The sequence below is a fragment of the Achromobacter pulmonis genome (assembly GCF_002885955.2).
In the GTDB taxonomy this organism is placed as follows: domain Bacteria; phylum Pseudomonadota; class Gammaproteobacteria; order Burkholderiales; family Burkholderiaceae_B; genus Achromobacter; species Achromobacter pulmonis_A.
Genome location: NZ_POQS01000002.1, coordinates 1 through 23,648 on the forward strand (window position 1 = coordinate 1; position 23,648 = coordinate 23,648).

General features: G+C 67.5%; 23 protein-coding genes. 15 read left to right on the forward strand and 8 right to left on the reverse strand.

Annotated features, from left to right (window positions below):
• Positions 1-104 precede the first annotated feature (104 nt).
• From C1I89_RS34425 to C1I89_RS05960, 5 genes are all read right to left on the reverse strand, one after another.
• Positions 105-242 carry a hypothetical protein gene (locus C1I89_RS34425; RefSeq protein ID WP_181390901.1) on the reverse strand — a complete coding sequence of 46 codons (138 nt, stop codon included), beginning with the start codon at positions 240-242 and terminating at the stop codon, positions 105-107.
• A 209-nt stretch (positions 243-451) separates the two neighbouring features.
• On the reverse strand, positions 452-2,569 hold the full coding sequence (gene dinG / locus C1I89_RS05945; protein WP_102771887.1) for an ATP-dependent DNA helicase DinG: 2,118 nt from the start codon (positions 2,567-2,569) through the stop codon (positions 452-454).
• Positions 2,570-2,716: 147 nt separating this feature from the next.
• Entirely contained in the window at positions 2,717-3,463 is a 747-nt protein-coding gene (locus C1I89_RS05950) for an RES family NAD+ phosphorylase (protein ID WP_102771888.1), read from the reverse strand.
• Complete coding sequence (locus C1I89_RS05955; protein ID WP_102771889.1) at positions 3,456-4,127, reverse strand: hypothetical protein; 672 nt, start codon at positions 4,125-4,127, stop codon at positions 3,456-3,458. Before C1I89_RS05955 ends, C1I89_RS05950 begins: the two co-directional genes overlap by 8 nt.
• A gap of 133 nt (positions 4,128-4,260) precedes the next feature.
• Entirely contained in the window at positions 4,261-4,974 is a 714-nt protein-coding gene (locus C1I89_RS05960) for a hypothetical protein (protein WP_102771890.1), read from the reverse strand.
• A gap of 162 nt (positions 4,975-5,136) precedes the next feature.
• On the opposite strand from C1I89_RS05960, the gene C1I89_RS05965 reads away from it, so the two are divergent.
• Entirely contained in the window at positions 5,137-5,754 is a 618-nt protein-coding gene (locus tag C1I89_RS05965; RefSeq protein ID WP_102771891.1) for a TetR/AcrR family transcriptional regulator, read from the forward strand.
• Positions 5,755-5,786: 32 nt separating this feature from the next.
• Here C1I89_RS05965 and C1I89_RS05970 read toward each other — a convergent pair whose 3' ends face one another.
• Positions 5,787-5,915, reverse strand: a complete 129-nt coding sequence (locus tag C1I89_RS05970) for a hypothetical protein (protein ID WP_258231354.1) — start codon at positions 5,913-5,915, stop codon at positions 5,787-5,789.
• Positions 5,916-6,262: 347 nt separating this feature from the next.
• Here C1I89_RS05970 and C1I89_RS34430 point away from each other — a divergent pair, with 347 nt between their 5' ends.
• The 14 genes from C1I89_RS34430 to C1I89_RS06035 all read left to right on the forward strand — a co-directional run bounded on the left by C1I89_RS34430 (position 6,263) and on the right by C1I89_RS06035 (position 19,312).
• Positions 6,263-6,436 (forward strand): hypothetical protein, encoded by a 174-nt coding sequence (locus C1I89_RS34430; protein WP_181390902.1) that lies wholly within the window; start codon positions 6,263-6,265, stop codon positions 6,434-6,436.
• Positions 6,433-6,738 carry a hypothetical protein gene (locus C1I89_RS05975; protein WP_102771892.1) on the forward strand — a complete coding sequence of 102 codons (306 nt, stop codon included), beginning with the start codon at positions 6,433-6,435 and terminating at the stop codon, positions 6,736-6,738. The genes C1I89_RS34430 and C1I89_RS05975 overlap by 4 nt, the downstream gene beginning before the upstream one ends.
• Positions 6,735-7,067: a hypothetical protein gene (locus C1I89_RS05980; protein WP_102771893.1), complete on the forward strand. Its 333-nt coding sequence runs from the start codon at positions 6,735-6,737 to the stop codon at positions 7,065-7,067. The genes C1I89_RS05975 and C1I89_RS05980 overlap by 4 nt, the downstream gene beginning before the upstream one ends.
• A 157-nt stretch (positions 7,068-7,224) precedes the next feature.
• Entirely contained in the window at positions 7,225-7,677 is a 453-nt protein-coding gene (locus C1I89_RS05985) for a DUF6878 family protein (RefSeq protein ID WP_146196875.1), read from the forward strand.
• Positions 7,674-8,432 carry a hypothetical protein gene (locus tag C1I89_RS05990; RefSeq protein WP_102771895.1) on the forward strand — a complete coding sequence of 253 codons (759 nt, stop codon included), beginning with the start codon at positions 7,674-7,676 and terminating at the stop codon, positions 8,430-8,432. Before C1I89_RS05985 ends, C1I89_RS05990 begins: the two co-directional genes overlap by 4 nt.
• Positions 8,425-8,970, forward strand: coding sequence for a hypothetical protein (locus C1I89_RS05995; RefSeq protein WP_102771896.1), 546 nt, complete (start codon positions 8,425-8,427; stop codon positions 8,968-8,970). Before C1I89_RS05990 ends, C1I89_RS05995 begins: the two co-directional genes overlap by 8 nt.
• A gap of 84 nt (positions 8,971-9,054) precedes the next feature.
• On the forward strand, positions 9,055-9,435 hold the full coding sequence (locus tag C1I89_RS06000) for a hypothetical protein (RefSeq protein ID WP_102771897.1): 381 nt from the start codon (positions 9,055-9,057) through the stop codon (positions 9,433-9,435).
• Between the two features lie 282 nt (positions 9,436-9,717).
• Complete coding sequence (locus tag C1I89_RS06005) at positions 9,718-10,152, forward strand: hypothetical protein (protein ID WP_102771898.1); 435 nt, start codon at positions 9,718-9,720, stop codon at positions 10,150-10,152.
• A gap of 254 nt (positions 10,153-10,406) precedes the next feature.
• Positions 10,407-11,024 carry a hypothetical protein gene (locus tag C1I89_RS06010; RefSeq protein ID WP_102771899.1) on the forward strand — a complete coding sequence of 206 codons (618 nt, stop codon included), beginning with the start codon at positions 10,407-10,409 and terminating at the stop codon, positions 11,022-11,024.
• A 103-nt stretch (positions 11,025-11,127) separates the two neighbouring features.
• On the forward strand, positions 11,128-11,799 hold the full coding sequence (locus C1I89_RS06015; RefSeq protein WP_102771900.1) for a hypothetical protein: 672 nt from the start codon (positions 11,128-11,130) through the stop codon (positions 11,797-11,799).
• Positions 11,800-11,926: 127 nt separating this feature from the next.
• Positions 11,927-12,388, forward strand: coding sequence for a hypothetical protein (locus tag C1I89_RS06020; protein ID WP_102771901.1), 462 nt, complete (start codon positions 11,927-11,929; stop codon positions 12,386-12,388).
• A gap of 41 nt (positions 12,389-12,429) precedes the next feature.
• On the forward strand, positions 12,430-12,783 hold the full coding sequence (locus C1I89_RS06025) for a hypothetical protein (protein WP_258231355.1): 354 nt from the start codon (positions 12,430-12,432) through the stop codon (positions 12,781-12,783).
• A 206-nt stretch (positions 12,784-12,989) separates the two neighbouring features.
• Complete coding sequence (locus tag C1I89_RS06030) at positions 12,990-13,871, forward strand: hypothetical protein (RefSeq protein ID WP_102771902.1); 882 nt, start codon at positions 12,990-12,992, stop codon at positions 13,869-13,871.
• A 407-nt stretch (positions 13,872-14,278) separates the two neighbouring features.
• Positions 14,279-19,312 carry a DEAD/DEAH box helicase gene (locus tag C1I89_RS06035; RefSeq protein ID WP_102771903.1) on the forward strand — a complete coding sequence of 1,678 codons (5,034 nt, stop codon included), beginning with the start codon at positions 14,279-14,281 and terminating at the stop codon, positions 19,310-19,312.
• A gap of 57 nt (positions 19,313-19,369) precedes the next feature.
• Here C1I89_RS06035 and C1I89_RS06040 read toward each other — a convergent pair whose 3' ends face one another.
• Together C1I89_RS06040 and C1I89_RS06045 are read right to left on the reverse strand one after the other, a co-directional pair.
• On the reverse strand, positions 19,370-20,596 hold the full coding sequence (locus C1I89_RS06040) for an MFS transporter (protein WP_181390903.1): 1,227 nt from the start codon (positions 20,594-20,596) through the stop codon (positions 19,370-19,372).
• Between the two features lie 398 nt (positions 20,597-20,994).
• Positions 20,995-22,914, reverse strand: a complete 1,920-nt coding sequence (locus C1I89_RS06045; RefSeq protein ID WP_102771905.1) for a phospholipase D-like domain-containing protein — start codon at positions 22,912-22,914, stop codon at positions 20,995-20,997.
• Positions 22,915-23,648 lie beyond the last annotated feature (734 nt).

Below are 23,648 nucleotides of genomic sequence, written 5' to 3' on the forward strand. Positions count from 1 at the left end.
GCCTGCGAGCAGGGGCGGCGGAAAATTGGCCAGCAGGGGCTATTTTGATGCGGCGGGCATCCGTCGCAAACTAGATGGCGCGGCGTCGCAAAGCAGTTGGCGCGCTACACTCGCCCATACCCTTTCAGCAGCGACACGGCGGATTGGCGTGTCTCCGCGCCGCGGGCGACATCCTTGCCCAGCCCCTTGGCGTAATCCTTGATCTGCAGTGCCAGTTGCTCGAGCGCCTGTTTTTCGTCCATGTACTTTCCTTCCTGCGGCCGGCTACCGGACACCTTGTCGCCGGGTCTCCCGGCCGCCGCTGTCTATTTCTCACCCGCTTCAAGTGGCCGCGTGAACCCACGCCACGGCCGAGGCAAGCCCAATGCCGTACAGCCTAGCATGCTGACTGCGACGGGAGCTTTCCTATCGTGTCCATCCGAGGGACGGCAGGCGGCACGGCGATCCCGCCTCAAGCGGCTTCCCTAGCAGGTACCGCCCTTTTCCCCCGCACAAGCCGAAACGGAGGCAGTCCGGCCAGCAGCCGCCGCCCCCAGGCCGTGGTGCCCAGCCGCGGGTCCAACACGGTCACCGTGCCGTGGTCCTGCGGCGTGCGCAGCAGCCGGCCCACCGCCTGGGCGAGCCGGATGCCCGCCTCGGGCAGGCTGCGCTCGTCGAAGGCCGAACGCCCCTGGTCCTCGATCCATTCCCGCCGCGCCTGCTCGACCGGATCGTCGGGCACCCCGAAGGCCAGCTTGGCGATGACCACGTGGGTGCAGTACCGGCCCGGCAGATCGACGCCCTCGGACAGGCTCGCGAGGCCGAACAGCACCGAGCGCAGCCCCTGGTCGATCCGGGCCTTGTGCTGCTCGAGCAGCTGGCGCTTGGACAGGCTGCCCTGAACCAGGGTCTCCGAGCGCAGCGCCTCGGGCAGGGCCTGCGCCACCTGGTGCATCTGGCGGGCGGACGCGAACAGCACCAGCGCGCCCGGCTGGGCCGCGAGCAGGGCCGGCAGCTGCTGCGCTACCTCCTCGGTGTGCGCGGCCGCGTCGCGCGGGTGCGCACGCATGGCCGGTAGATGCAGCTCGGCCTGCGTCTCGTAGGAAAAAGGCGACGGCAACGCCAGCAGGCGCACGCCGGGCAACGCATCCAGGCCGGCCTCTTCCAGGAACATGTCGAAGCTGCCGCAACCGCGCAGCGTCGCCGAGGTCAGCACCGCCGCGCCGGCCCGCTCCCACAGCAGCCTCCGCAGGCGCGGGCCGGCACCGATGGGCGCCGCGGACACCCGCAGGTCGGCATCCCGTGCGCCGCGCCCGATGCGTTCGATCCAGCGGGCCGTCGGCGGCTCGGCATCGCCGCACGGCCGCAGCATTCCGTCCCAGGTGGCGATGAGCTGCTCCACGTGGCCAAGGTAGCTGCCGAGCGCCGCGACGTGCGGCTGCGCGGCGCTCGCATCCCGCTGCGCCCGCTCCAGCGCGGCGTCGCGCGCGGCGGCCAGGGCATCCTGCAGGCAGGCAGCCGCCTCGCGCAGGACCGCTCCCTGGTCCGCCACCCCGGGCGGCAGCGTGCCATGCGCGAAGCGGTGGACGGTCTCGTCTCCCTGGAAACGGCAATGCCGGCTCAGTTCGTCATGCAACGCGGCCAGGGCGGCACACACGCGTTCGCCCTGCCCGCCCACGGCCGCCGCCAGGCCGCGATCGAGACGCAGGCCATGCCCGGCATCTTCGGCCACGGCCGCGGCGTCCTCGACCCAGCGCCCAGCCGCGCGCACCGCATGCCGCGAGGCGCCCCGGCCTGCGGCCTTGGCGGGCAGCCCGTGGGCTTCGTCCAGCACGAACAGCGTCTCGGCGGGATCGGGCAGCAGTACACCCGGCTCCATCTCCAGCGCGGACAGCACGAGGTCGTGATTGGCGACCAGCACCTCGGCCTCCTGAAGCTGCTGCCGCGCCGCTTGGAAGGGACAGCGCGCGTACTCGGGGCAGCGGGAGCCCAGGCAACCCTGGCGGTCGGTACTGAGCCGCTGCCACAGGCCATCGGGGATCGCGGCCGGCCAGTCGTCGCGGTCGCCCGACCAGGTGCCGCGCTGGAACGCCTGGGCCAAGCGGCCCTCCAGGCGCACCGGGTGGTCCTCCGTGGAATCCGGACCCTCCCCACCGTCGCCGACCACGGTCCGCTGCGCATCCGGCGCGAGCAGCTTGGCCGGGCAGACGTAGCGGCGGCGCCCCTTGGCCAGCGCGCAGCGGAAGCCGATCGGCAGGTGCGCCTGCAGGGCCGGCAGATCCTTGGCCATGAGCTGGTCCTGCAAGGCAACGGTCGAGGACGACACGACCAGCTTGCGCCCGCGCGCGTGCGCCAGCGCGATGGCGGGCAACAGGTAGCCCACGGTCTTGCCGATGCCGGTGCCGGCCTCGATCACGGCGATGCGCTGGCCGGCATCCGCCGGGGTCGGCTCCTGGCCGATCGCGGCCAGCGTGTACGCCACCTCGGCCATCATCGCCAACTGCACCCGCCGCGTGGCGAAGCCGGGCATGTGCTCGCGCAGGGCGCGCAGGCAGTGCTGCATGAGGGATTTTTCGTCGTCGCTGAGCATGCACCCAGCTTCTCGCGGCGCATGCCGCCTTCAAGGGGGCGCCCCCGGGCACGACCTCCCCGCCCGCCTACGACGGCCTGGGCTCCTCATGGAGGGAGGATGAGAAACGGCTCACGCGTTCTCGATGTAGGCGGTCATTTCGGCCAACTACTTTTCTGGCGTAACGTCCACGCCGATGCGTTCCGCAAGATCCAGCAATTCCGCATAGGCCTGCTCGTCCTGCAAGAGATTGCGCGAATCACCGACCTGCTGCAGCGTCCCCTTGGGGACGCGGTCGCCGAACAGCACCACCGCGCGTGCCGAATCGTCCTGGCGCGAAACCCAGGACAGTCCCTGGATGTCGGGGTGCTGGGCGTGGATCGCCTCGGCCCATTGCCGCGTGCCCGGGTACTGGTCTTTTTCCGTGTCGATCAGCTGCTTGCGCTGCACACCGAGCTTGCGCAGCGCAACGCTGCCGAGATCAGCCAGCTTGAGATCGCGCTTGACCTGGACCTCGGAATGCAGCTGACCCTCGAGTTTTTCCTTGGCGTACTGCTTGTAGCCAGGCGCGTGGGATACGTCGTGGAACACCGACTCCATGACGGCCGCATCGAACGTGGCCGCCGCGTAGATGGTCGGGATGGGCTTGCCCCTGGCGTCCCGGACCGGGCTGAACCGTGCATTGCCCTTCTTGCCGGGATTGAATTCGTCAGCTTGGTACTGATCAGAGTGCACGCGGTGCAGCACCTGCCTGCTCGACAAGGTCCACGGCGTGACGTGAAGCGTCGCGGGTGGCACCGGAGTCGGGCTCAATGTCGATGTCGATGTCGGCGATGGATGAGCCTTGCCGGGGGCGGCGCCGCGCGCTGACGCGGCCGTGCCGCCGGCCGGCGGGGCCTTGCGGGGTCTAGCCATGCGTGACCCCTTCGACTTCGTCCTGGGCCGCGGCAACCACCTGTTCCGGCTCGACCGCCAGGACATCCTGGGGCCGCCGGCCGCCGAGGAAGCTGTTGGCGGACAGGAACCAGTAGGCCAACCCCCATCCGTCCTTCTTGTCGCCGAAGACTTCCAGCACAGGCTTGAGGGTCTTGCGCGGGCGCCATCCGGCCTCGGCATCCAGGCCATAGCCGGGGAAGTAGTCGATGCCGTGGTGATGGATCGCGAAGATCCGGCGCTCGCGCTTCCATTTGTTGGGCTGGGTGCTGGGGTTGGTCGGACTCAGGCCGGCCAGCTCGGCGACCCTGGCCGCCGTCAGCCAATCCGCTCCTTCCAGTACGGCCGTGCGCGAACGCGCGAGCATCGCGGCTTCCCTGAGCAGGGTCGGTGTCGGCGGCGCCTTGGGCACAACGGCATTGACCAGGGCTCTGAGGGTCTGCTCGTTCTGCTCGTGCAAGGCCTCGCCGAGGAAGGACACGACTGTGGACAACGCCTGGGCCAGCAGGCCGGCCTGCTGGACGCCAGCATGCGCCAGAGGCACGACGATGACCCGTTCCGCCTTGAACTTGTCGAGCCGGCTTCGCACCTCCTTGGGCGTGCCGACCAGGGTGGCGAATTCTGCTGGTTCATGAAGGGCAGACATGGCAGGCTCCCAAAGAAAAGATTATCAAGAGTATCTAACATAGATGGTATCCCAAATAATCTTCCATGTCACCTCCCTGCCCCTTCCCGTCACAAGGACTCCGAGCACCACGGGAGGCGGTTGAATAGTGAGTTCAGTCCGCAACGACCGCCGTCTCTCCACGATGGCTCTCGGCATCCTCGTCCCCTACATCGAACAGCTCGCCCTGCCGTTCGAAAGGCACCGTGAGGCGCCGCCGCAGCACCGCCAGGTCCTGCTCGCCGTGTAGCTGATGGCGCTGGCGCCACTGCGAGCGCCGCAGGATGCTGTCGATCATGTGCGACTGTCCCTTGCCGGGTCGCACCAGGCCGTAGCGCAGGTAGGTGCGGTAGCCCTGCGTCCAGTCGTCTTCGAATTCAGCGCGCCCCGCCAGCATGCGCTCGGCCTCGAAGTCCAGGAACAGCCAGGCGGCTTCCTCGTCCACCTCGGCGGTCATTTCCACGTCGATCACCGAACGGCCGTTGCGCAGCGTGCGGCGCCCCGGTCCGCAGCTGTCGCCGAACAGCTCCCAGGCGGTGTCGCGCAGCCCGGTGACCACGAGATCGGAGTGGATCTCGTCGTCCCAGTCCTCGCCGACGTGGATCAGCCCGTAGCGCGGCACCGGGGTCTTGGGGAACGGCGAGACGGCCGGAGGCTGCCAGCGCCGCCCCTGTTCCACCTCCTGCCAGATGCGCAGGGCCGAGAATGGAGGCGCCAACGCATAAAGGCTCCACCGGCTGTCGATGGCGATGAGCTGGGCGGCGCTGACGATCTCGATGCCCGTGGCCTTCTGCGCGCTCAGCGCGTAGCGCAGCAGTTCGGCCAGCATCGACGGCGCGTAGGTGCCTTGCGGCCAGCGGGTCGTGCAGTCGATAGAGTGTTAGTCGTCATGGCTATGAACTCGCGGCGGATGCACCCGATTGCGCCTCGGGAACAGTTTCAATATACTAAAGGTAACTTACGAATGGTAAGTTACTATTGGTATATAGCGATGTCAAGCCAATCGAGAACCCCTGACGCCGTTGCGGATTCGCCGCGCCGCCGCCTGTCGCGCGATGAGCGCCTGCGCCAACTGTTGAACGTGTCATGGCAACTGATCCGCACCGAAGGCACCGACGCACTGACCTTGGGCCGGCTCGCCGATGCGGCAGGCGTCACCAAGCCGGTGGTCTATGACCACTTCGGCACGCGCAACGGCCTGCTGGCGGCGCTTTATCAGGATTTCGACGTGCGCCAGACGGCGGTGATCGACGCCGCCATCGCCGCCAGCAAGCCTACGTTGCAGGACAAGGCCCGCGTCATCGCCGCCAGCTATGTCGAATGCGTGCTGGCCCAGGGGCGCGAGATTCCGGGCGTTCTCGCGGCGCTCGGCGGCTCGCCGGAACTGGCAGCGGTCAAGCGGCAGTACCAGCAAGCCTTCATTGAAAAGTGCCAGACCATCTTCGCGCCCTTTGCAGGCTCGCGGGGTGTGCCGCCAGCCAGCCTGTGGGGGATGCTGGGCGCGGCCGACGCGCTGTCGCAGGCGGCGGTGGCCGGGGACATCAGCGAAGAACAGGCGCGGGAAGAGTTGCAGGAAACCATCATGTCGATGGTCAGGCGCAACAAGTGAGCCTATCCCAAGGATGGCCCTTAGCGCATGGCCTATCGTACCTTCAAGCCCTGCGTCGCCAGCAGTTTCTCGCCTTCATGTTCCTTGAGTGCCACCTCCAACGCTTTCTCGTAATCGGGTTGCGCAATTTCGAGGCGTGCGCGTCCGTCTTTGGTCAGCACCGTGTAAACGCCCCGCTTGTCGTCCGGGCATAGGGCCTGCTGAACGCCACATGCAAGGCCCCGCCGAATCCGGCGTTTGCACGGGCTGCGAACCGAACGAAGGCCGCGTCCCTGTCTCGACGGCCCACAATGGAACCGACTTCGCTTCCATAGGGAAGCTCCCCTGCTCTTGCCGGGCGCCGCAGGCGTTACCTGCCCACTGTCCATCGCACGCACCGCGTGCCTGTCCCGCCGGGAATATCGATTCCCGCTGGGGGCCGGTGTTCCCTGCTTCATGCAAGGAGAACCCCATGAAATCCCCCATTCGCGGCCAAACCCTGGCCCGCCCGCTCTGACAGGAGATACGCATGCCCCATGCCTCCACACCCGCCTGCCCTGTCTGCCAGGGCGAAGGCATCCTGCTCGGATCGCTGGGCGCGAGCACCTGGTTCCGCTGCCGCCAATGCGGCATCGACTTCCACCGCGCCCAGCCTCGCCGCCAACGTCCCCCGGCGCACGAGACACCAAGGAACGTGCCATGAAGCACCTCCCCGCCCCATCCCTGCAACCGCACACGGAACCGCTGGCGGCGATCTCCAACGCCCACCTGCGTCCCTCGACGCGCCAGCGGCTGGCCGACGGCGGCTTGTCCGTCATCGCCTACCCGAACGACTACGGCGGTTTCGTCTACGTCGATCCGAGGGGAGAGCACACGCCGCAGGAGACCGAGCTGGCCGACCTCCTCGTCATCGCCCGGCGCGCCGGCATCGTCTGGATCAAGTTCGACTGCGACGCGCCCGCCGTGGACGGCGTCCCGGTCTTCGACGACAAGGAGCCCTCATGAGCCGCCACATCGCCCGAGTCGAACACGACGGTCAACCAGCGGTCGTGGTCGCCGGCTACGACCGTCCCCTGAGCAGGCTGTTCCTGTACGTCGTCCGCGGCGACAGCGAAATTCCCAGCCCGGAAAACGCGCTCATCTACGACAGCCTGCTCCAATTCAGGCTGGACTGGACGGACATCAACACCGTCGCCGACAAGCTCGCAGCGCTCGGCATCGAGGTGCCCGCCAGCATGATCGAGCAGATTTACCTGGACCAGTGCTTCAACGCTGGCAACCGGCTCGTCGAACACCACGCCGACCGGCCGCCGACGGTGCGGCACACCGGGTAACCCGGGATCCGCTGGCGCTTCGCCAGCGACCCGCCAGAGCGCCGCGACACCGCGGCGCCACCACAGCGGCCCGCCGTCCACCGGCGGGCCTTTTCATGACCCGAGGGGCACATGCCCCCCGGGGCGCGTGCGCCCTCTTTCCCCAGAGAGCAAGCACATGAACGATTTGACAGTCCAGGAAGGCGGCTTGCCTTCCCATGAACAGCTGCGCACCGAGACCCTCTCGGCGCTGTTCGAGTTGCTGGCCGCAGCCGGCCTGCACCGCGCCACCGTCAGCTACTGCGGTACGGGAGATTCCGGCGGTCCCGAGGGTGTCTCCTTCGAACGGCCCGATGGGTCGGCGCTGGAGCCCATGCCCTGCCTGTCGTTGCGGCAGTTCGCCGACAACTACGTGGATGGCCAGTGGCGCCAGCACCTCATCCAGGCCGAGTACCGCCTGGACGATGCGCTCACCGACCTGGCGATGGCGCTGGTCGAAGAACTGCACAGCGGCTGGGAAGATGGCGACGGCGCTTCCGGCGAGGTGATCTTCGACGTGCAGGACGCGAAGGTGCTGGTCCAGCACAACGCGTACTTCACCGATTCGACATCCACGGTGACCATCCTATGAAGGCCCACGTCTCCCTCGCCTGCTGGCCGGGCCTGCGCCATGAAGCGGCGGCCGCGCGACTGCATCAGCCGCCGACCGAACCGCTGTTCGGCAGACTGCACACCGACCATGTCCAGCTGGTTCCGCAGAACCTAGGCCGCCTGGACGAAGACCTCGCCGACGCCCTGCTCACGGCCCACCCTGGCACCCGCTTCCGGTTGCACGCCAACGTGCAGGTGCTGGACAAGCGCCGCATCGCCGACCTGAGCGGCTTCAACCGGCACGCCGACTGGTTCGCACGGGCCGCCCGCGTGAGCCAACACCTGCGGGCGCCAGCCTACACCGCGCATGCTGGGCGGCGCGCGGAATCGAGCCTTCCGGAAATGCTCGACAACGCGCGGCGCTGCGCCGACCTGTTCGGCTGCCCCGTGGGCGTCGAGGGCCACTATCCGTCAAGAGGCGACACCTGGCTGGTGTCGAATTGGCAGGAGTACCGCGCCATGTTCGAGTCGGGCGTGCCGTATGCGCTCGACCTGTCCCACCTGAACATCGTGGCGCACCACACCGGATGCCTGGAGCGCGGGCTGGTGGCCGAGATGCTGGCCTGCGAACGCTGCCTGGAGGTGCATGTCAGCGCCAACGACGGCACGGGCGACCAGCACGCGGTCTGCGATACGCCGCCCTGGTGGCTCACCCTGCTCCGGCACGCACACCGCGACGCGGTCGTGTTCTCCGAAGGGAACCACCGGCTGGTGGAAAGGAGGCAGCATGGCTGATACCGAAGCCGACTACCTGCTCCACCAGGACGGCCACATCCGTCCCAACGCGCTGTGCGAAGGCGTGGAACAACGCTACCGCGCGGCAAAGACCGAGCGTGATCGGATGTGGCGCGGCCATGCCGCACTCCTGCTCGCCCAGGCGTTCCGCACGCATCCGTGGCTGGCCGCGTTCCGCCTGTGCATCACGGTGTCGTTCGAGTACGACGACAGCGGCGGGTACTACCGCACGATGTACCTGTCGGCCGAGGCGGCCGAGCGATCGCCATCGGGTCCGTTGCCCGGAGACGAGTTCCCCGACGGCGAATGGAATAGCGACCAGGCACAGGTTCTCGTCGAATCGATGCTCGAAGACGACTGCTACGACATCTACGAAGCGCTGGCGTCTGATCCTGCGAGCAACGATGACCTGACGCTGCATCTGGAGCGTGCACGCATCGCGCCCCTGCTGGATCGGGAGCACGTCAGCGGCGAGGCCATCCTCGCGGCGCTCCTGCCGGAACTCGATCCGGGTTCCCAACAGGCACCGTCGGTCTGACGCTGAGCGCCTGATTCGCACCGGTCCGCTGCCGCGGACCGGTGTTTCTTTTTTCCGATACCAATGATTCGAGAGGTCTATGCGATGAACCCTGTTTATCCGCGTCTGTCCGCCTGCCTGCATGTGACGGCCGCCGCGTTTGTTGCCGCCATCCTGCGCGAAGGATTGCTGCCCAGGATCGGGCCGCTTTCGGCCCAGATCGAAACCGTGCCGGCGGTCTTCATGTTTCCGTCCTGGACGGCCATGGACGACTGCCACTGGCTGTTTGGGGAAGCCTGGCCCCACCCCGGCGAGGCCGCGCTGCTGTGCGTCAACGTGCGCGGGCTTGCCTTGCACCAGGACGTCGAATACGAGGTGTCCAGCCTCGAGGCCATCGCGCCGCACCGCATCTGCGTGCTGGCGCCCGGCGACCTGGACTGGGATCGGGGCCGGCCTTTGTTCCTGCAGCACGGGGGCAGGCCCTGACGTCGCCACCGCAAACCGCCCGCCGGGGCGGCCCCTTGCGCGGGTGGACCTTGATCCCCCTGCATGGCCTGCGCCGGTTCGGGCAGACTGAGGCTGCATTCCGGGCTTTGGCCCACGCTCGCCATCCGGCGATCCCGAGTCCGCTCGGGCGTTGCGGTCGTTACCCGCCCAGCGCAGCTCCGCTGCAAGGTCTTGCGCGGCCGCCTGGCGGCCCGTTTATCAACCCGTTGGGGGAATCATCCCCACACGGGGATGGTTCCCCTTTTTCATTGGAGAACCATCATGGCTTACATCGACCAAGCCAAGAAAGCGGGCATTGCCGCCGAACTCAAGAAGTGCATGCCCAAGGACTGGAAATACTCGCTCGCGATTCGTCACCACGCGGAGATCGTCATGACCATCATGGCAGCGCCCGCGGACATCATCGGCGAGTTGAACGCAGTGGCGAAGGCCGCCGCCGAGCGGCGCGGTCAGCCGTTTCACGCTATCCAGAATGGCCATGTGCAGCTCGGTCACGTGACGAACCACATCACGGCACAGTTTCCCGCGAACAGCGAAATTCGCCCTGTTCTCGAGAACGCCCTGATGGCGCTGAAGTCAGCCGGCTGGTACGACAACAGCGACCCGCAGGTGGACCATTTCGACACGGCCTACCACTACAGCATCAACATCGGCCGCTGGGACAAGCCTTTCCACAGCACCTCGGCCCCGTCGTAGGGCGGGCCTGAAACCCGCATCCGCCTCTGGCCAGACCGAGCGGTTCGGGTAGCGCGTCCCCCTGCTCGCCTGACGCGGCCTTCCGCCTGCCAAGCCTCGTTCCGCCTCCAGGCGGACATCTTTCCGCCGGTCTTTGCCGGCACGCATACCGCGCCTGTGGCGCAGCCCTCTCATCCAGCGTCCGCGGCCTTCGCCGCGCCCTTTTGCCGTGCCCGCTTTCCGGACGCGGTTCCCCCTTTCCCGGAGACCATGCCATGACTTCCGCTACCGAAACCCTGCGCGCCATCGAGCGCCGCGCCGATCGCGCCATCGTGCAGGAGCTGCGCCTGATGACGCAGGAAATCCTCACGATGCGTTCCCACCTGTCGGTCGAGGACCGCGCCCACGCCGATGGGCTGTTGCTCAAGCTGGACCACCTGGCGCGCTGCCAGCAGGTGGACACGCTCCCGCCGCCCGCGCCCGCGCCGGCCGATCCGGTGAGCTGCCCGGCCCTGCCGACGCTCGCATTCGATACGCTGCTGGCGCTGGAGCCCAGCGCCTACCTCGTGCACTACTACAGCCACGACGTCGGTGATCTCGAGCACGTCGAGTTGACGGAGAACCTGTACGCGGCCGTTCAGCGCGTGCGCGATGGCCTCGCCGCCAAGCCCCGGCCCGTTCTTTCCGTAGAGCGGTTGCCCAGCGGCGAAATCACCTTCATGACCGGTGACGACATGGTGCTGGCCAGCATCGTGCCCACCGAGCCGCACGTGCCCGATGTGGCACCCGAAGTCGCCGATGCCTGCGTCGCCGCCCAACGCGGCGAGGTCTCGGCTTTGCATCGCCTGTTCGCACGCTCCGGCGCCGTTGCGGTCGAACCTCTCGCCGCCTGAATCCGAACCCGGTCGCGCTCCTGTAGCGACAGACCGCCGTCCATCCACCCCGCGGGGCTCGCCCCGCAGGGGGCGGGTTCCGCCTTTTTCCAAGGAACCCGAAATGAACGTCACCTTGAATGCTGACCGCGCGCTGTACATCGTCGCCAGCCCCGGCGGCACCAGTTGCCTCGGTTTCGACAACGCGCGCGGCCATGCCGATCAAATCGCGGCGCGGCTGCAGCGCCCCGACCTCGCTTTCGGTGCCGAAGATCGCGGCACCCTGGCCGGCTACGCCAAGTACCAGGCGGCCATCGCGGCCTGGGCCCGCTCGCCGCTGCGCCGGGAGACCTACTTCGACCCGGGCACCGACCCCAAGGCCGCGAAAGCTCTCGAAACCTGCCGCCGCGACGAACGCAAGGTTCGGATCATGTACGGCAATACCGAGACCGGCGAATGCTGGATGGAAGAGCACGACGTCGTGGGCCGCATCGGCCGCTCCGGCGGCACGCTCAAGTCGCCCCTGCTGATCGAGCCCGGCGAGTGCGGCGGCATGGCCATTCTCACGGCCTGCTTGCTGCGCGTGATCGCCTGGGACAGCGGCCGCGACCTCTATCGCCATCCTGCCTACCGCGCGCCGACGCTGTCGCTGCGCCATGCGCCGCAGGATGAAAAGCTGCCTTGGCAGGTCCTGTGCGGCGACCAGCCGCAGGCGGCCTTCGCCGACATCGGCAAGGCCTGCGGCTATCTGGCCTTCATGTGCGGAGAGACCGTCGAACCCCGCGTCTTCCAGTGAATGCGTGCGGGCTTGTCCTGTCCGCGCTTCCCATCGCCCCAGGACGCCGGCCTCGCCGGCGCCCTTTCCGTACCCCGGATCGACGTCTGCCCGATGGCCCGTCGACCCCCTTCGTTTGGAGACTTCCATGTCCAGTGAAATCATGACCATCGGCCCGGCGCCCTGCGAGGAAAACTGTGCGCAGGTCGGCAGCGCCGACTATGACGATCGCTCCCGACGCGAGTGCCTGGTCTACCGGCGCATGCTCAGCCGCCTGTTTCCGCTGCCGGACGATGTACCGGCCCGGATCGTGGTGAAGGCCTTTCCCCATGAGTTCGGCAGCTACCGCGAGGTCTGCGTGCGCTATCGAGATGACGACGCCCGCGCCTGCGACTATGCCTTCCTGCTGGAGGCGCAGAGCCCTGCAGCGTGGGATGCCATTGCGCGCTACGAGCTGATCTGGCTCGAACGGCAGGAACAGCTGCGCCGCGCGGTCGACCGCGGCGACCTGCAGCCGAAGGAAGTGCCCGAAGCCTACCGCAGCAGGGACTTCCCCACCCTGCCGCCCGACCGCAGCTTTGGCGAACTGCTCGCTGCGTTCCCGCTGTAGTCCGAATCGAAACCGCTCCCAGTTCCGCAAGGAGATCACGCATGGACACCACACCCATGCCGTTGCACGCCATTCCGGCCGGCCAATGGCTCATCGAAGCCGACGTCGCCCGGCTGATCGTACGAGGTGCGCTCGATGTCGTCCCTTATCTTCGGCGCCATCTGGCCGACGATTGGGGAGACCTCACCCACGCCGAACGCCAGGAGAACGAACACGCCGTCGCCAACGGCGGCGAGATCTTCTCCGCCTACCGGGTCAACGATTCGCTGACCCTGTGGATCGTGAGCGAGTGGGACCGCAGCATGACAACGCTGCTGCTCCCTCCCTCGGGCGATTCCCTTCCCGAGCGATCGGACGGCATACAGGGCCGTATCTCCGGCGACATCGAATTCTGATGGCGTGTCGTCGGAGAAGCGCAAATGCATCCTTCCGCGCCGCCCTCCCGGCGTCCGAACTTCAGTCCTTTCACCCCACGGGGCCTGCCCCGTCGAGGGGGGGCTCCGTGCATTTGGAGAACATCCATGTGCAATGCAACCCAACACACCGCCCCCGCCCATTCCGAGGAAAGCGCCCGCCCGTGGCCGGATGAAGGGGGTGTCCAATGAGCATCCTGTCCTTTTCCGACCGCGGCCCCTGGGGGAAAAGCGCCTGGCGCGGCAACTGCTCCGGCCACGTCTACAAAGACCTGTTCGAGCGGTTCCGGCCAGGATTCTTCATCGACCCCATGGTGGGCTCCGGCACCTCCATCGAGGTCGCCCAGGAAATGGGGATCGAGGCTCTTGGCCTGGATCTTCATGCCGGCTTCAACATCCTGCGCGACTCCATCCTGGCGCGGGCAGGCAGGCAGGCCGATCTGTGCGTCAGCCACCCACCCTACGGGGCGATGATCGTGTATTCCGGCAATGTCTGGGGCGAACCCCACCCCGATGACCTGTCGCGATGCCATGGTGACGCCGAATTCCACGAAAAGCTCCAGGCCGCGCTGATGAACCAGCGCCACGCCACGAAAGCCGGCGGCGTCTACGGAACCATCATCGGGGATTGGCGCCGAAATGGCCAGTACACCAGCTACCAGGCCGAGTGCATCGCACGGATGCCCAGCGACGAGTTGCTGGCCGTGATGATCAAGGCGCAGCACAACACGGCATCCGGACGCAAGAAGTACGGAAGGCTTTCGCTGCCCCTCATCCTCCACGAGTACATCCTGCTGTGGAAGAAGAAGGAGCGCGGGACATTCCAGTTGCTCGGCATCCTCGCCAACGAACAGGCAGCACGCCTGCGCGGCACGTGGCGCTCGGTCATCCGGAACGTAATGACGGACCTGGGTGGCCGCGCCGCCCTGGAAGAGGTCTACGCGGAGATCGCCAGAGGCTGCCCCGACAAGATCCAGCAGAACGCGCACTGGAAGGACAAGGTGCGACAGGTGCTGAATTCGACAGGCGATTACACCTCGTCGCAACGCGGGGTCTGGTGTTTCGCATGAAGCATCCGAGCGCGGGCAATCCCTCGCGGTAAAGAAGCCCAGGTCGCTTGGCCACCCCGCCCAAACGGGGTGCGTTGTCGGCGCTACCGACATTCGGCCGGCCAACCCGGCACTGCCCCGGGCGTTACGGGTTGCGCACACCGCGCGAGGCCTCGGCCCACCCATACTGATCCCGCATCCTGGCTCCGGCCAACGCACGCCCTGACGGGCGTTCCCGAGTCCGCTCGGGCGTCGCGGTCGTTACCCGCCTCGCCACCACGGCAGCTCTGCGCTGCCTGCTACCGCACACCCTGATTCCTGCGCTCGCGCGCAGGGCCCAGGGCTGTGCCCGTTTGTCCATCCCACCCGGGGAGTTCGCCTCCCCGATGGGGTCGGTGCGCTCCCCGTTTTCTTTCGGAGAACCACCGATGGCACGCACCACCGCGCCCTCCATGTGGCTGCCCGGCTTCGACCCGGACAGCCCCGAGCCCCCCGAACCGTCCCCCGAGACGGATCTGTTCAGTCCCCTGCCCACCCCCCAAGCTGCCGAAACGGCCGCTCCTCTTGTCCTCGGCCCGGACGCCGAGCCGGAACCGGAATCGGAGCGGAAGCCGCCCACCGCCGTAGCTCCCGCGAGCTGGCGCGTCATCGACGGCGCCAAGCGCGACGCGGCCCGCACCGTGTGGCCGACGCTGGACCGCCAGCACCTGGCCGGCCTTGCCGGCGCCGTCACCAAGTACGAGGCGAATGTGGTCGCCATCCAGACGCTGCAAGGCCTCGAAGCCGACCAGCGGCCCGCGGATGCCGCCGAGCGCCGCGCCCTGCTTCGCTTCACCGGCTGGGGCGGCATCCCCGCCGCCTTCAACCTGGAGGGCGCGGATCCATCCTGGCGCCAGCGCGCCGAATCCCTGCAGGTCCTGCTGCCGGCCGGCGACTACACGTCGGCGCGCGCCTCGGTCAACAACAGCCACTACACCGAGATCCACGTGATCGAGGCGATGTGGCGTGCGATCGAGCACTTCGGCTTCACTGGCGGTCGGGTGCTGGAGCCTGCCGCCGGCGTAGGCCACTTCATCGGGGCCATGCCGCGCACGCTGGCCGAGCGCAGCACCGTCACCGCCGTCGAGATCGACCAGGTGGCCGGCCGGCTGCTTGAGGCTCTGTACGCGCCGCATGGCGTGGACGTGCGTGTCGCGCCGTTCGAGAAGCTGGCGCTGCCCGAAAACTGGTTCGACCTGGCGATCGGCAACGTGCCCTTCGGCAACTACCCGGTCGCCGACGCGAGCCACAAGCCCTACGCGCGCTTCCGCATCCACAACTACTTCCTCGGTCGCGCGCTGGATCTGGTGCGTCCGGGCGGGCTGGTGTGCTTCATCACGAGCACCGGCACGATGGAAGCGCGGGATGACGCCGTGCGCGAGCACTTGGCCTCCCAGGCCGAGCTGTTGGGCGCGATCCGGCTGCCGATGGGCGCCTTCGCCGGCATCGCCTCGACCGACGTGCAGACGGACATTCTGTTCCTGCGCAAGCGGCACTCCGGCGAAGCGGTGGGCGGTGAATGGCTCAACCGCACGATGGTGCCGGAGGGCCTGCTGCACCCGCGCTGCGCGCAGAAGTACCTGCAGATCAACGCCTGGTACGCCGCGCGGCCGCAGTTCTGCGTCGGGCGGGTCACACAGGAGAGCAACGGCTACGAGGAGATCCCGACCGTCGTGTTCGAGGGCGACCTCGAACCGGCGCTGGCCGAGCGCGTGGCGCTGCTTCCCACCGGCGTCTACCAGCCCGCCAAACCGCGGGCGCTGGCGCCGGCGCGCAGCGTCGTGCCGGCAGAGCCGGGGGCCCGGCCGGGCAGCTACCGTCTCCACGAGGGACGGGTGCACCGGGTCGAGCGCGGCGAGATGGTCGACGTCCACGACGGCCTGAACGCCACCCAGCGTGCCCGCATCACGGGCATGTGCGCGATCCGCGACCACGCCCGGTCGCTGCTCGACGCGCAGCTCGCGCAGGACGCCGACGAAGGGCTGGGCCACCTGCGGGCCATGCTCAACGGCAGCTACGACGCCTACGTCAGGCGCTACGGCTGCCTGACGACGCGAGCCAACGCGCTCGCATTCCGGCGCGACCCGGACTACCCGCTACTGCTCTCGCTGGAGCACTACGACGAGGAGACGGACACGGCCCGCAAGGCCGCGCTGTTCACGCAGCGCACGCTGCGCCGGGTCTCCGCACCTGCGGCGGTCGGCGAGCCGACCGAGGCGCTGGCGGCATCCGTGCAGTGGCGCGGCCGGGTCGACCCGGCCTACATGGCGCAACTGCTGTCCGCGCCCGAGGAGGAGGTGCTGGCCGCGCTGTCCGAGGCCGGGCAGATCTTCCTGGATCCGGCCGACGATGCCTGGACCACCGCCGATGCGTACCTGACGGGCAATGTCAAGGAAAAGCTCAAGCAGGCCGAGCTGTCCGGGGAGGTCTTCCGACGCAATGTCGAGGCCCTGCAGCGCGTGCAGCCCGAGGATCTGCCGCCGGCGTCGATCGAGCCGCGCCTGGGGGCGGTCTGGATTCCGGCGGGCGACGTCGAGGGTTTCATCCACGAAGTCCTCGAACTGAAGGACTGCACGGTGTCCTACTCGGCCGAGGCCGGGGCCTGGTCGGTGCAGTACCCCGACTGGAGCGCGCGCCAAAACGTGAAGGTGACTCAGGAATGGGGAACCCGGCGCATGAACGCCGTCGAGCTGGTGCAAGCCGCGCTGAACGTGCAGGTGCCGACGGTGCGCGACCCGCTGCCGGACTCGGACCGCTACGTCGTCAATCCGGCGGAAACGCTGGCCGCACGCGAGAAGCTGGGCGCGCTGAAGGAGCGGTTCGCCGCCTGGGCCTTCGAGGAAACCGGACGCCGCGAGCGGTTGTGCAGGATCTACAACGACCTGTTCAACGCGACGCGGCCGAGGCGCTTCGACGGCTCCCACCTGAAGCTGCCGGGGTTCTCGCGCTGCTTCACGCTGCATCCGCACCAGTTGGACTCGGTGTGGCGCATCGTGCAGACCGGCAACGTGGGCCTGTTCCATGTGGTCGGCGCCGGCAAGACGGCGGTCTGCGTGATCGCGAGCATGGAGATGCGGCGCCTGGGCTTCCTCACGAAGCCTTGCCACGTGGTCCCGAACCACATGCTGGCGCAATACACGGCCGAGTTCGTGCGCCTGTACCCGCAGGCCTCGGTGCTCATGGCCTCAAAGGAGGATCTGGAAGGCGACCGCCGGCGCGAGCTGGTGTCGCGCATCGCCACGGGCGATTGGGACGCGGTGGTCATCACGCACTCGAGCTTCGAGCGCATCCGGATGTCACCGCAATTCACTGAAGACCACATCGAGGAGGTAATCCATGAAATAGAGATGGCCATCCGCGCCGAGCAAAGCAACGACAAGTCCAACCGGATCATCAAGCAGCTCGAGACGCAGAAGAAGACCTGGAAGGTCCGGCTGGAGAAGCTCCAGGCCGACGCCAAGAAGGACGATCTGCTGACCTGGGAGCAGTTGGGTGTCGACGGCCTGTTCGTCGACGAGGCACACCTGCACAAGAACCTGTTCCGGTTCACCAAGATGACGCGGGTCGCGGGCCTGCCCCTGACCAATTCGCAGCGCGCGTTCGATCTGTACCTGAAGACGCGCTACACGATGCAGTTGCATGGCGGGGCGCAGCGCGGCGTGGTCTTCGCGACCGCGACGCCGGTGGCCAACACCATGGCCGAGATCCACACCATGCAGCGCTACCTGCAGCCGCGCCGGCTGGCGGAACTCGGGCTGCAGCAGTTCGACGCCTGGGCCGCCACCTTCGGGGAATCGGTCACGGCGCTGGAGATCGCGCCGGACGGCAGCGGCTACCGCATGCACACGCGCTTCGCGCGCTTCATCAACGTGCCGGAGCTGATGGCCATCTTCGGGGAGGTCGCGGACATCCGCACCGCCGAGATGCTGAACCTGCCGGTGCCCAAGCTGCGCGGTGGTAAGCCGCGCACGGTGGCCTGCCCGGCCAGCCCGGCTCTCAAGGCCTACGTGCAGACGCTGGTCAGGCGTGCCGAGGCGATCCGCAACGGCACCGTCAAGCCGACCGAGGACAACATGCTCGCGGTCACGAACGACGGCCGCGCGGCCGCGCTGGACTTTCGGCTGATCGCGCCGACCGCGCGTTTCGACCCGGACGGCAAGGTCGCCGCCTGCGCCCGCGAGGTGCTGGCGATCTGGCGGCGCACGGCGGACTTCCGCGGCGCGCAGCTGGTGTTCTGCGACCTGTCCAGCCCCAAGGGCGGCAAGGCCTTCAGCGTCTACGAGGACCTGAAGCAGCGGTTGATGGAAGCGGGTATCCCCGAGCGGGAGATCGCGTTCATCCACGACGCCGAGACCGACGCGCAGAAGGCGACGCTGTTCAAGGCGGTCCGCGAGGGCCGCGTGCGGGTGCTGCTGGGTTCGACCGGCAAGATGGGCGTTGGCACCAACGTGCAGACGCGGCTGGTGGCGCTGCATCACCTCGATGCGCCATGGCGCCCCTGCGACGTCGAGCAGCGCGAGGGCCGCATCCTGCGGCAGGGCAACGAATGCGAGGAGGTCGAGATCTTCCGCTATGTCACCGAAGGATCCTTCGATTCGTACATGTGGCAAACGCTGGAGACCAAGGCACGCTTCATCGCCCAGGTCATGAGCGGCGACAAGGGCCTGCGTTCCATCGAGGACGTGGAACTCGCCACGTTGAGCTATGCGGAGGTGAAGGCGCTGGCCTCGGGCAACCCACTGGTCATCGAGAAGGCCGGCGTGGACGCCGAGGTGGCCAAGCTCTCGACGCTGTTCTCGGTCTGGCGCAACCAGCGCTGGTCCAACGAAACGGAAGTCGGCAACCTGCCGATGACGATCGAGGCGGTCGAGCGCCGCGTCGCGTTGCACGTGCAGGACCAGGGGCGGCTGGAGCCGCAGACGGCCGAGCATGTGGCCATCGAGCTGCGTGGCCGCCGCCTGGCGGGGCCGGAAGCGGTCGGCGATGCGTTGCGCGATCTCGTGAAGGCTGCCAAGGCGGAGCTGCAGAGTGATGCGTATCGGGTCGAGCGCCTGGTCGGCCGCTGCGGCGGGTTCAACCTGGGTGTCTGCGGCCAGCGAGGGGGAGATGTTCCCGCGCTGTACCTCGAAGGCGCCTGCCGCTACGACGCCGAGCCCTACCAGACCGCCCCCGGCCTGGTGAACGCACTGCTGGCCACCCTGGCCTCGGTCGGGGAACAGCAGGCCAAGGCCGCCGACCAGCTTGCGGTCAAACGCAAGCGGTTGGAGGATCTGCAACTGGAGTTGGCCCGGCCGTTCGAGCACGAGCGCAAGCTTACCGAACTGCTGGTGCGCCAGCGCGAACTGCTCAAGCAGTTGGAGCTCGACAAGGACGAGGCCGGCACCAGCCGCACCGACACCGACGCGGAACGCCAAGCCGCGTGATCTTCGCCCCTACCGCCGCAAGGCGGTGGGGGCATTTTTTCTTTCCATCGAACCTTCCTAGACGAAGGCCGCCCGCCGCGCAGCCTTGATACTGAGGGTGACCAAGGTCCCCAGCAACACCAGGTTGGCGACGTTGAAGAGCACGGCCACCAGGAACGGCAGATCGTACGAGCCGGTGCGATCGTAGAGAAAGCCGGCCAGCCATCCCCCCGCGGCCATGCCGGACCCGGTCATCATCAGCACGATGGGGACTCGCCAATGCGCGTCCTCCGGCGTGAAGTTCTCGCGCACCGCCAGCACGTAGGCGGGAATGATGGCGCTGAACCCCAGGCCGAAGGCGACGGACACGGTGAAAAGCCCGAACTGCTCGCTCACGTACAGGTAGCCGGACACGGCGAGCATCTGCAGCGCGGAGCTGATGAAGACGGTACGCAGCCCTCCGATGCGGTCGGCCACCAGCCCCCAGGCCTGGCGGCTGACGAATGCGGCCGCGAGCAGGGACGAGAGCATCACGGCGCCGAGTGCACTCGGTATTCCCCGATCCGAGCACAGGGCCACCAGATGCCCCTGGGGCATGGCCATGGGGATGCAGCAGAGGAAGGCCGCGCCGCACAACATCCCGAACACGCGGTTCGGCCGCCATCCGAACACGGTCGATCCTCCCGTGCCCGATCGGCCTCCCCCTTTCCTCTTTGTTTCTTGGGGCGGTGGTCTCAGGAACCGCGATGCCAGTGCCACGATGACCAGCACCTCGAGCAGCCCGTAGCCGATCATGGTGGCTCTCCAGCCCCACCGCGCGATGGTGGTTTCGAAGATCACCGGCCACACCACACCGGCGATGTAGATTCCGCTCGACAGCAGCGCGAGCGCCGATCCCCGCCGGCGGTCGAACCAGTTGCTCACGTAGACGTAGAGCGGCGCATTCAGGCCTGCAATACCAAGGAAACCCACGAGCAGGCCGTGGCCGAGGTACAACTGCCACGGCGCTCCGAAGCTCGAGAGGCCCAAACCAAGGCAAACGGCGATGCCACCGGCCACCACGGTGGTTCGCACCCCGAAACGATGCGCAATCCTGCCCATCAGGGGACCACCCAGGGCGGATCCCAGCCATGTGAGGGAGCTCGCCAGCGCGGGCACCGCGCGTGCGCCCCCCAGATCCGCGGCGATGGCCTTGAGGCCGATCGTGGCCACCAGCGGCGCGCCGAATGCCATCGCGAGACAGCAGAGCGATACGACGGCGATGCGCCATGACGTCTTCGAGTCCAGCTGTGCTTCCGTCAGCATGTCTCCACTTGCTCCAGTTCTTGGTTCAATTTGTCCTAATGTTATTACGATAATTGACCTAGGACATTTCCCCCAAGAAGGAAGCCAGCACGGCCCGGCACCTGCGTACCGGCGACATGCGCCAGTGCGATATCCAATGCACCATCTGGTGGGGCAACGTCGAGGCAACGACCAGGCCTCACTGGCCATACGATCCGGTGGGCACCACGACGTCGAGACGCGACAACGGGCGCGGCACGGGAACCCGAGATCGGCGTCTGGCAGGAGATTGGCCAGGATGAGGCAGGCGGCGGCAATCGCCGCAGTGCCGATCGGTGCGAGAGGCCGAGCCACACGGGTGCCCCTTGCCGCCATAACGAGGTGCGGCGTTCTCCCTCCGATCCAGAGAGCGAGCGTTGTTATCGATCCGCCAGCAGATAGCCGCGCAGATCCTGCTGGCCGGGCGCAACGTACTTGTCCTGCCAGCTGTCGTTCTCCTGAAGGAAACCCCGGTCCACGGCCTTCTCCACTTCCTTCCCAGCGAGTTCCGCAGCGCGCCGGATCTCGGCCTGCACGGCCCGGAAGCGGTAGTGCTCGTGGACGTCCAGCACGTGGACGGCGTAGGCCTGGGCCAGGGCCTGGTTGCCGCGGATGATCGCCAGGTTCTCGTCGTTGGCGTAGGACGCCTTGAAGCCAAGGTTGTGGCTGCCGGTGACCACCACGCAATCCTCCTGCGACATCGGGTCGATCACCACGACCTTGTCGTGGACGATCGCATGACCGACCTTCAGCAGTTCCTTGTCGAAGTTGCCAACCGGATCCTTCAGCTCCGCTGCCCGCACCATCAGCACATTGGGCGCTCCCGCCGGAACGTAGATAGCCGGCAGCGTCACCTTGGGCTCGCCTGGATCGCGCTTCCGGTAGCCCGGCATGGCCGTGGAGTCGCTGATCACGCCGGAGATGAAAAGGCCCCGCCGGTGGCGGCCGAAGGTGAGCGCGGCCGAGACTGCCGTGTTCGGATCCTGCTGATCCTCCACGGTGCGGCCCGGGTTGAAGACCAGGAAAAAGATCGCGTGCTTGGCCTTGGACATGAGGTCGAACAGCACCTCCAGGTCGGGCGGCACGGTGCGGGTCGCGGGACTGCGACGCTCCGGGGTGTTCGGCGAAAACCACAACTGCACCCGTGTGGCGCCGCCATCGAGCGTGACGTCCGACGGCTGGCGATTCGCCTCGCGCAGGGCAGCGCCCTGGTTGGCGCTGTTGCCTTTGGAGAGCGGCTTGGGCACTGGCTGCTTGTCCTCGTGCAGACGGTTCCAGTAGTCGAGATAGCTCTGCGCGACGTCGCGCGAATGAAAGACGATGGTGTTGTTGGTCTGGCCACACAGGCCGGTCGGCGTCCAGTTGGTACTGCCTGTCCAGACGGCCCGGGGCTGGCCCTCGACTACCAGCACGGCGAACTTGTTGTGGCCGATGCCGGCCGCCGTATTGAACATCCGGTCCTGCATGCGCTTGGCGCCGATGGCCTTGCGCAGCCGCTGGCGGGCATCGGCATTGGTCGTATCCCACTCGCCGTCTTCGTTCTTGCCGGCCGTCGAGAGGATCAGGTTCAGCCGGCCGGCATGCCGCTCCAGCAAATCGACCAGCTCCGGATCGCTCAGCTCGTACAGCGCGGCGTAGATCGTCCCGTTCTCCGCCTCGGCCCGCTCGAACAGGGTGCGCAGCAGCGGCAGCACATCACCGGCCAGGAATTCGCGCAACGGGTCGCCCACGGTGCCGATGCGCTTGGTCACCTGCTTGTCGCTGGGCGCCCTGCCCTTGGGCGTGCGCAGTTGCTTGCGTAAGTTCTGCGTGGAGAGGATCCCGTTGTTGAAGCCGATGCTGACCTCGCCCAGGTCGTTGGAGGCGACGATCTCGTTGGTCTCGAAGGCGTCCCCGTAAAACGCGAGCGGGATCTTGCTGCCCTTGTACTTGCCCGGCTGGGCCGTGTCGGTCGCCGGTACGAGCGTGAGTCCCGCCTTCATCGGCCCGACCGGCCGGATCTCGTATTTCACGCGCAGAGGCCCCGATCGGGTCGCCAACGTGTTGCGGCTCTTGCGCAGCGTCAGGTCGCGCCAAGAGAACTTCTGGATGGGCCACACGCTGGTGTCCTGCTCCTCCCAGTCCGGATTGGACTGGGACTTGAAGGCCACCCAGGACGGCAGGACACGCCGCTCGCCGGTATCCACGAAGATGCGGGTGACCATGAAGCCAAGGCAGCCCGGCAGCTTGCCATCGCTCTCCCAGGCCAGGTAGGCCACTTCGTCATTGCAGAAGGCCCTTGCTCTGATGATGCCCGCCATATCCGATCTCCTCGTTCTTGTTCAAGATAACCAAGATATAACGACGCAAATTTGACACCGGCAAGTCATCGCCCGGCCATCTTGCGGGCCTCCTGCGGCAGGTGGCGTGCCCGAGGCATCGGACAATCCCCCGGATGGGACGGCGTTTTCGGGTGGCGCACACGCGCGCGATCATCCGTCTAGCGCGTGCGGCCGCATACTGGCATGGCTTCCCGTGGACATCGTGTCCGCAAAGCCTTCATCGGTAGCTTCGGCTGCCCTGAAGTCCAGCCTCGCTGGCGTCGCAGTCGTCACCTGCCCTCGAGTTCCTCGGCTTCGGCTGGGGCGGCCGCCTTGTCGGTCGTGAGTTCCTGTCGGCGCATGCGCCGACGCTAGACGCATGGCATGCAGCTTCACGCTGTCTGCCATCGAGCGAAGGCTTGCACCGCAAGGTCGCAGGCCTTCACCCATTGCGGGCCGTCCTGGCCCGCGTCGAGCCGCTCCGCCATCGGCGGAGCATTCCCGAACGGGGACCCCAAGTCCCCGCCAGGGTTGGGCGTTCCCCTTTCTTTCCGAAGGAGAACCCCATGTTCGCTGTCCCTGTGACGAGAGAGTCGCGCCGCGTGCCGGTGCTGTTGGGCGGGTCCGGGCTTGCCCGACCCATGCCCGCGCCGCGCCGCGTGCTGCCGGCGCTGCTGCGGCCGAAGCGCTGCCCCTGCGGGTGCGACGGCCGTTCGTGCTCAACGTGCGCCACC

Excerpts from the sequence above, each read along its gene's own strand:
- C1I89_RS34425 (WP_181390901.1), bottom strand. The coding sequence starts at position 242 with ATGGACGAAAAACAGGCGCTCGAGCAACTGGCACTGCAGATCAAGGAT.
- dinG (WP_102771887.1), bottom strand. The coding sequence starts at position 2,569 with ATGCTCAGCGACGACGAAAAATCCCTCATGCAGCACTGCCTGCGCGCC.
- C1I89_RS05950 (WP_102771888.1), bottom strand. The coding sequence starts at position 3,463 with ATGGCTAGACCCCGCAAGGCCCCGCCGGCCGGCGGCACGGCCGCGTCA.
- C1I89_RS05955 (WP_102771889.1), bottom strand. The coding sequence starts at position 4,127 with ATGTCTGCCCTTCATGAACCAGCAGAATTCGCCACCCTGGTCGGCACG.
- C1I89_RS05960 (WP_102771890.1), bottom strand. The coding sequence starts at position 4,974 with ATGCTGGCCGAACTGCTGCGCTACGCGCTGAGCGCGCAGAAGGCCACG.
- C1I89_RS05965 (WP_102771891.1), top strand. The coding sequence starts at position 5,137 with ATGTCAAGCCAATCGAGAACCCCTGACGCCGTTGCGGATTCGCCGCGC.
- C1I89_RS34430 (WP_181390902.1), top strand. The coding sequence starts at position 6,263 with ATGCCCCATGCCTCCACACCCGCCTGCCCTGTCTGCCAGGGCGAAGGC.
- C1I89_RS05975 (WP_102771892.1), top strand. The coding sequence starts at position 6,433 with ATGAAGCACCTCCCCGCCCCATCCCTGCAACCGCACACGGAACCGCTG.
- C1I89_RS05980 (WP_102771893.1), top strand. The coding sequence starts at position 6,735 with ATGAGCCGCCACATCGCCCGAGTCGAACACGACGGTCAACCAGCGGTC.
- C1I89_RS05985 (WP_146196875.1), top strand. The coding sequence starts at position 7,225 with ATGAACGATTTGACAGTCCAGGAAGGCGGCTTGCCTTCCCATGAACAG.
- C1I89_RS05990 (WP_102771895.1), top strand. The coding sequence starts at position 7,674 with ATGAAGGCCCACGTCTCCCTCGCCTGCTGGCCGGGCCTGCGCCATGAA.
- C1I89_RS05995 (WP_102771896.1), top strand. The coding sequence starts at position 8,425 with ATGGCTGATACCGAAGCCGACTACCTGCTCCACCAGGACGGCCACATC.
- C1I89_RS06000 (WP_102771897.1), top strand. The coding sequence starts at position 9,055 with ATGAACCCTGTTTATCCGCGTCTGTCCGCCTGCCTGCATGTGACGGCC.
- C1I89_RS06005 (WP_102771898.1), top strand. The coding sequence starts at position 9,718 with ATGGCTTACATCGACCAAGCCAAGAAAGCGGGCATTGCCGCCGAACTC.
- C1I89_RS06010 (WP_102771899.1), top strand. The coding sequence starts at position 10,407 with ATGACTTCCGCTACCGAAACCCTGCGCGCCATCGAGCGCCGCGCCGAT.
- C1I89_RS06015 (WP_102771900.1), top strand. The coding sequence starts at position 11,128 with ATGAACGTCACCTTGAATGCTGACCGCGCGCTGTACATCGTCGCCAGC.
- C1I89_RS06020 (WP_102771901.1), top strand. The coding sequence starts at position 11,927 with ATGTCCAGTGAAATCATGACCATCGGCCCGGCGCCCTGCGAGGAAAAC.
- C1I89_RS06025 (WP_258231355.1), top strand. The coding sequence starts at position 12,430 with ATGGACACCACACCCATGCCGTTGCACGCCATTCCGGCCGGCCAATGG.
- C1I89_RS06030 (WP_102771902.1), top strand. The coding sequence starts at position 12,990 with ATGAGCATCCTGTCCTTTTCCGACCGCGGCCCCTGGGGGAAAAGCGCC.
- C1I89_RS06035 (WP_102771903.1), top strand. The coding sequence starts at position 14,279 with ATGGCACGCACCACCGCGCCCTCCATGTGGCTGCCCGGCTTCGACCCG.
- C1I89_RS06040 (WP_181390903.1), bottom strand. The coding sequence starts at position 20,596 with ATGCTGACGGAAGCACAGCTGGACTCGAAGACGTCATGGCGCATCGCC.
- C1I89_RS06045 (WP_102771905.1), bottom strand. The coding sequence starts at position 22,914 with ATGGCGGGCATCATCAGAGCAAGGGCCTTCTGCAATGACGAAGTGGCC.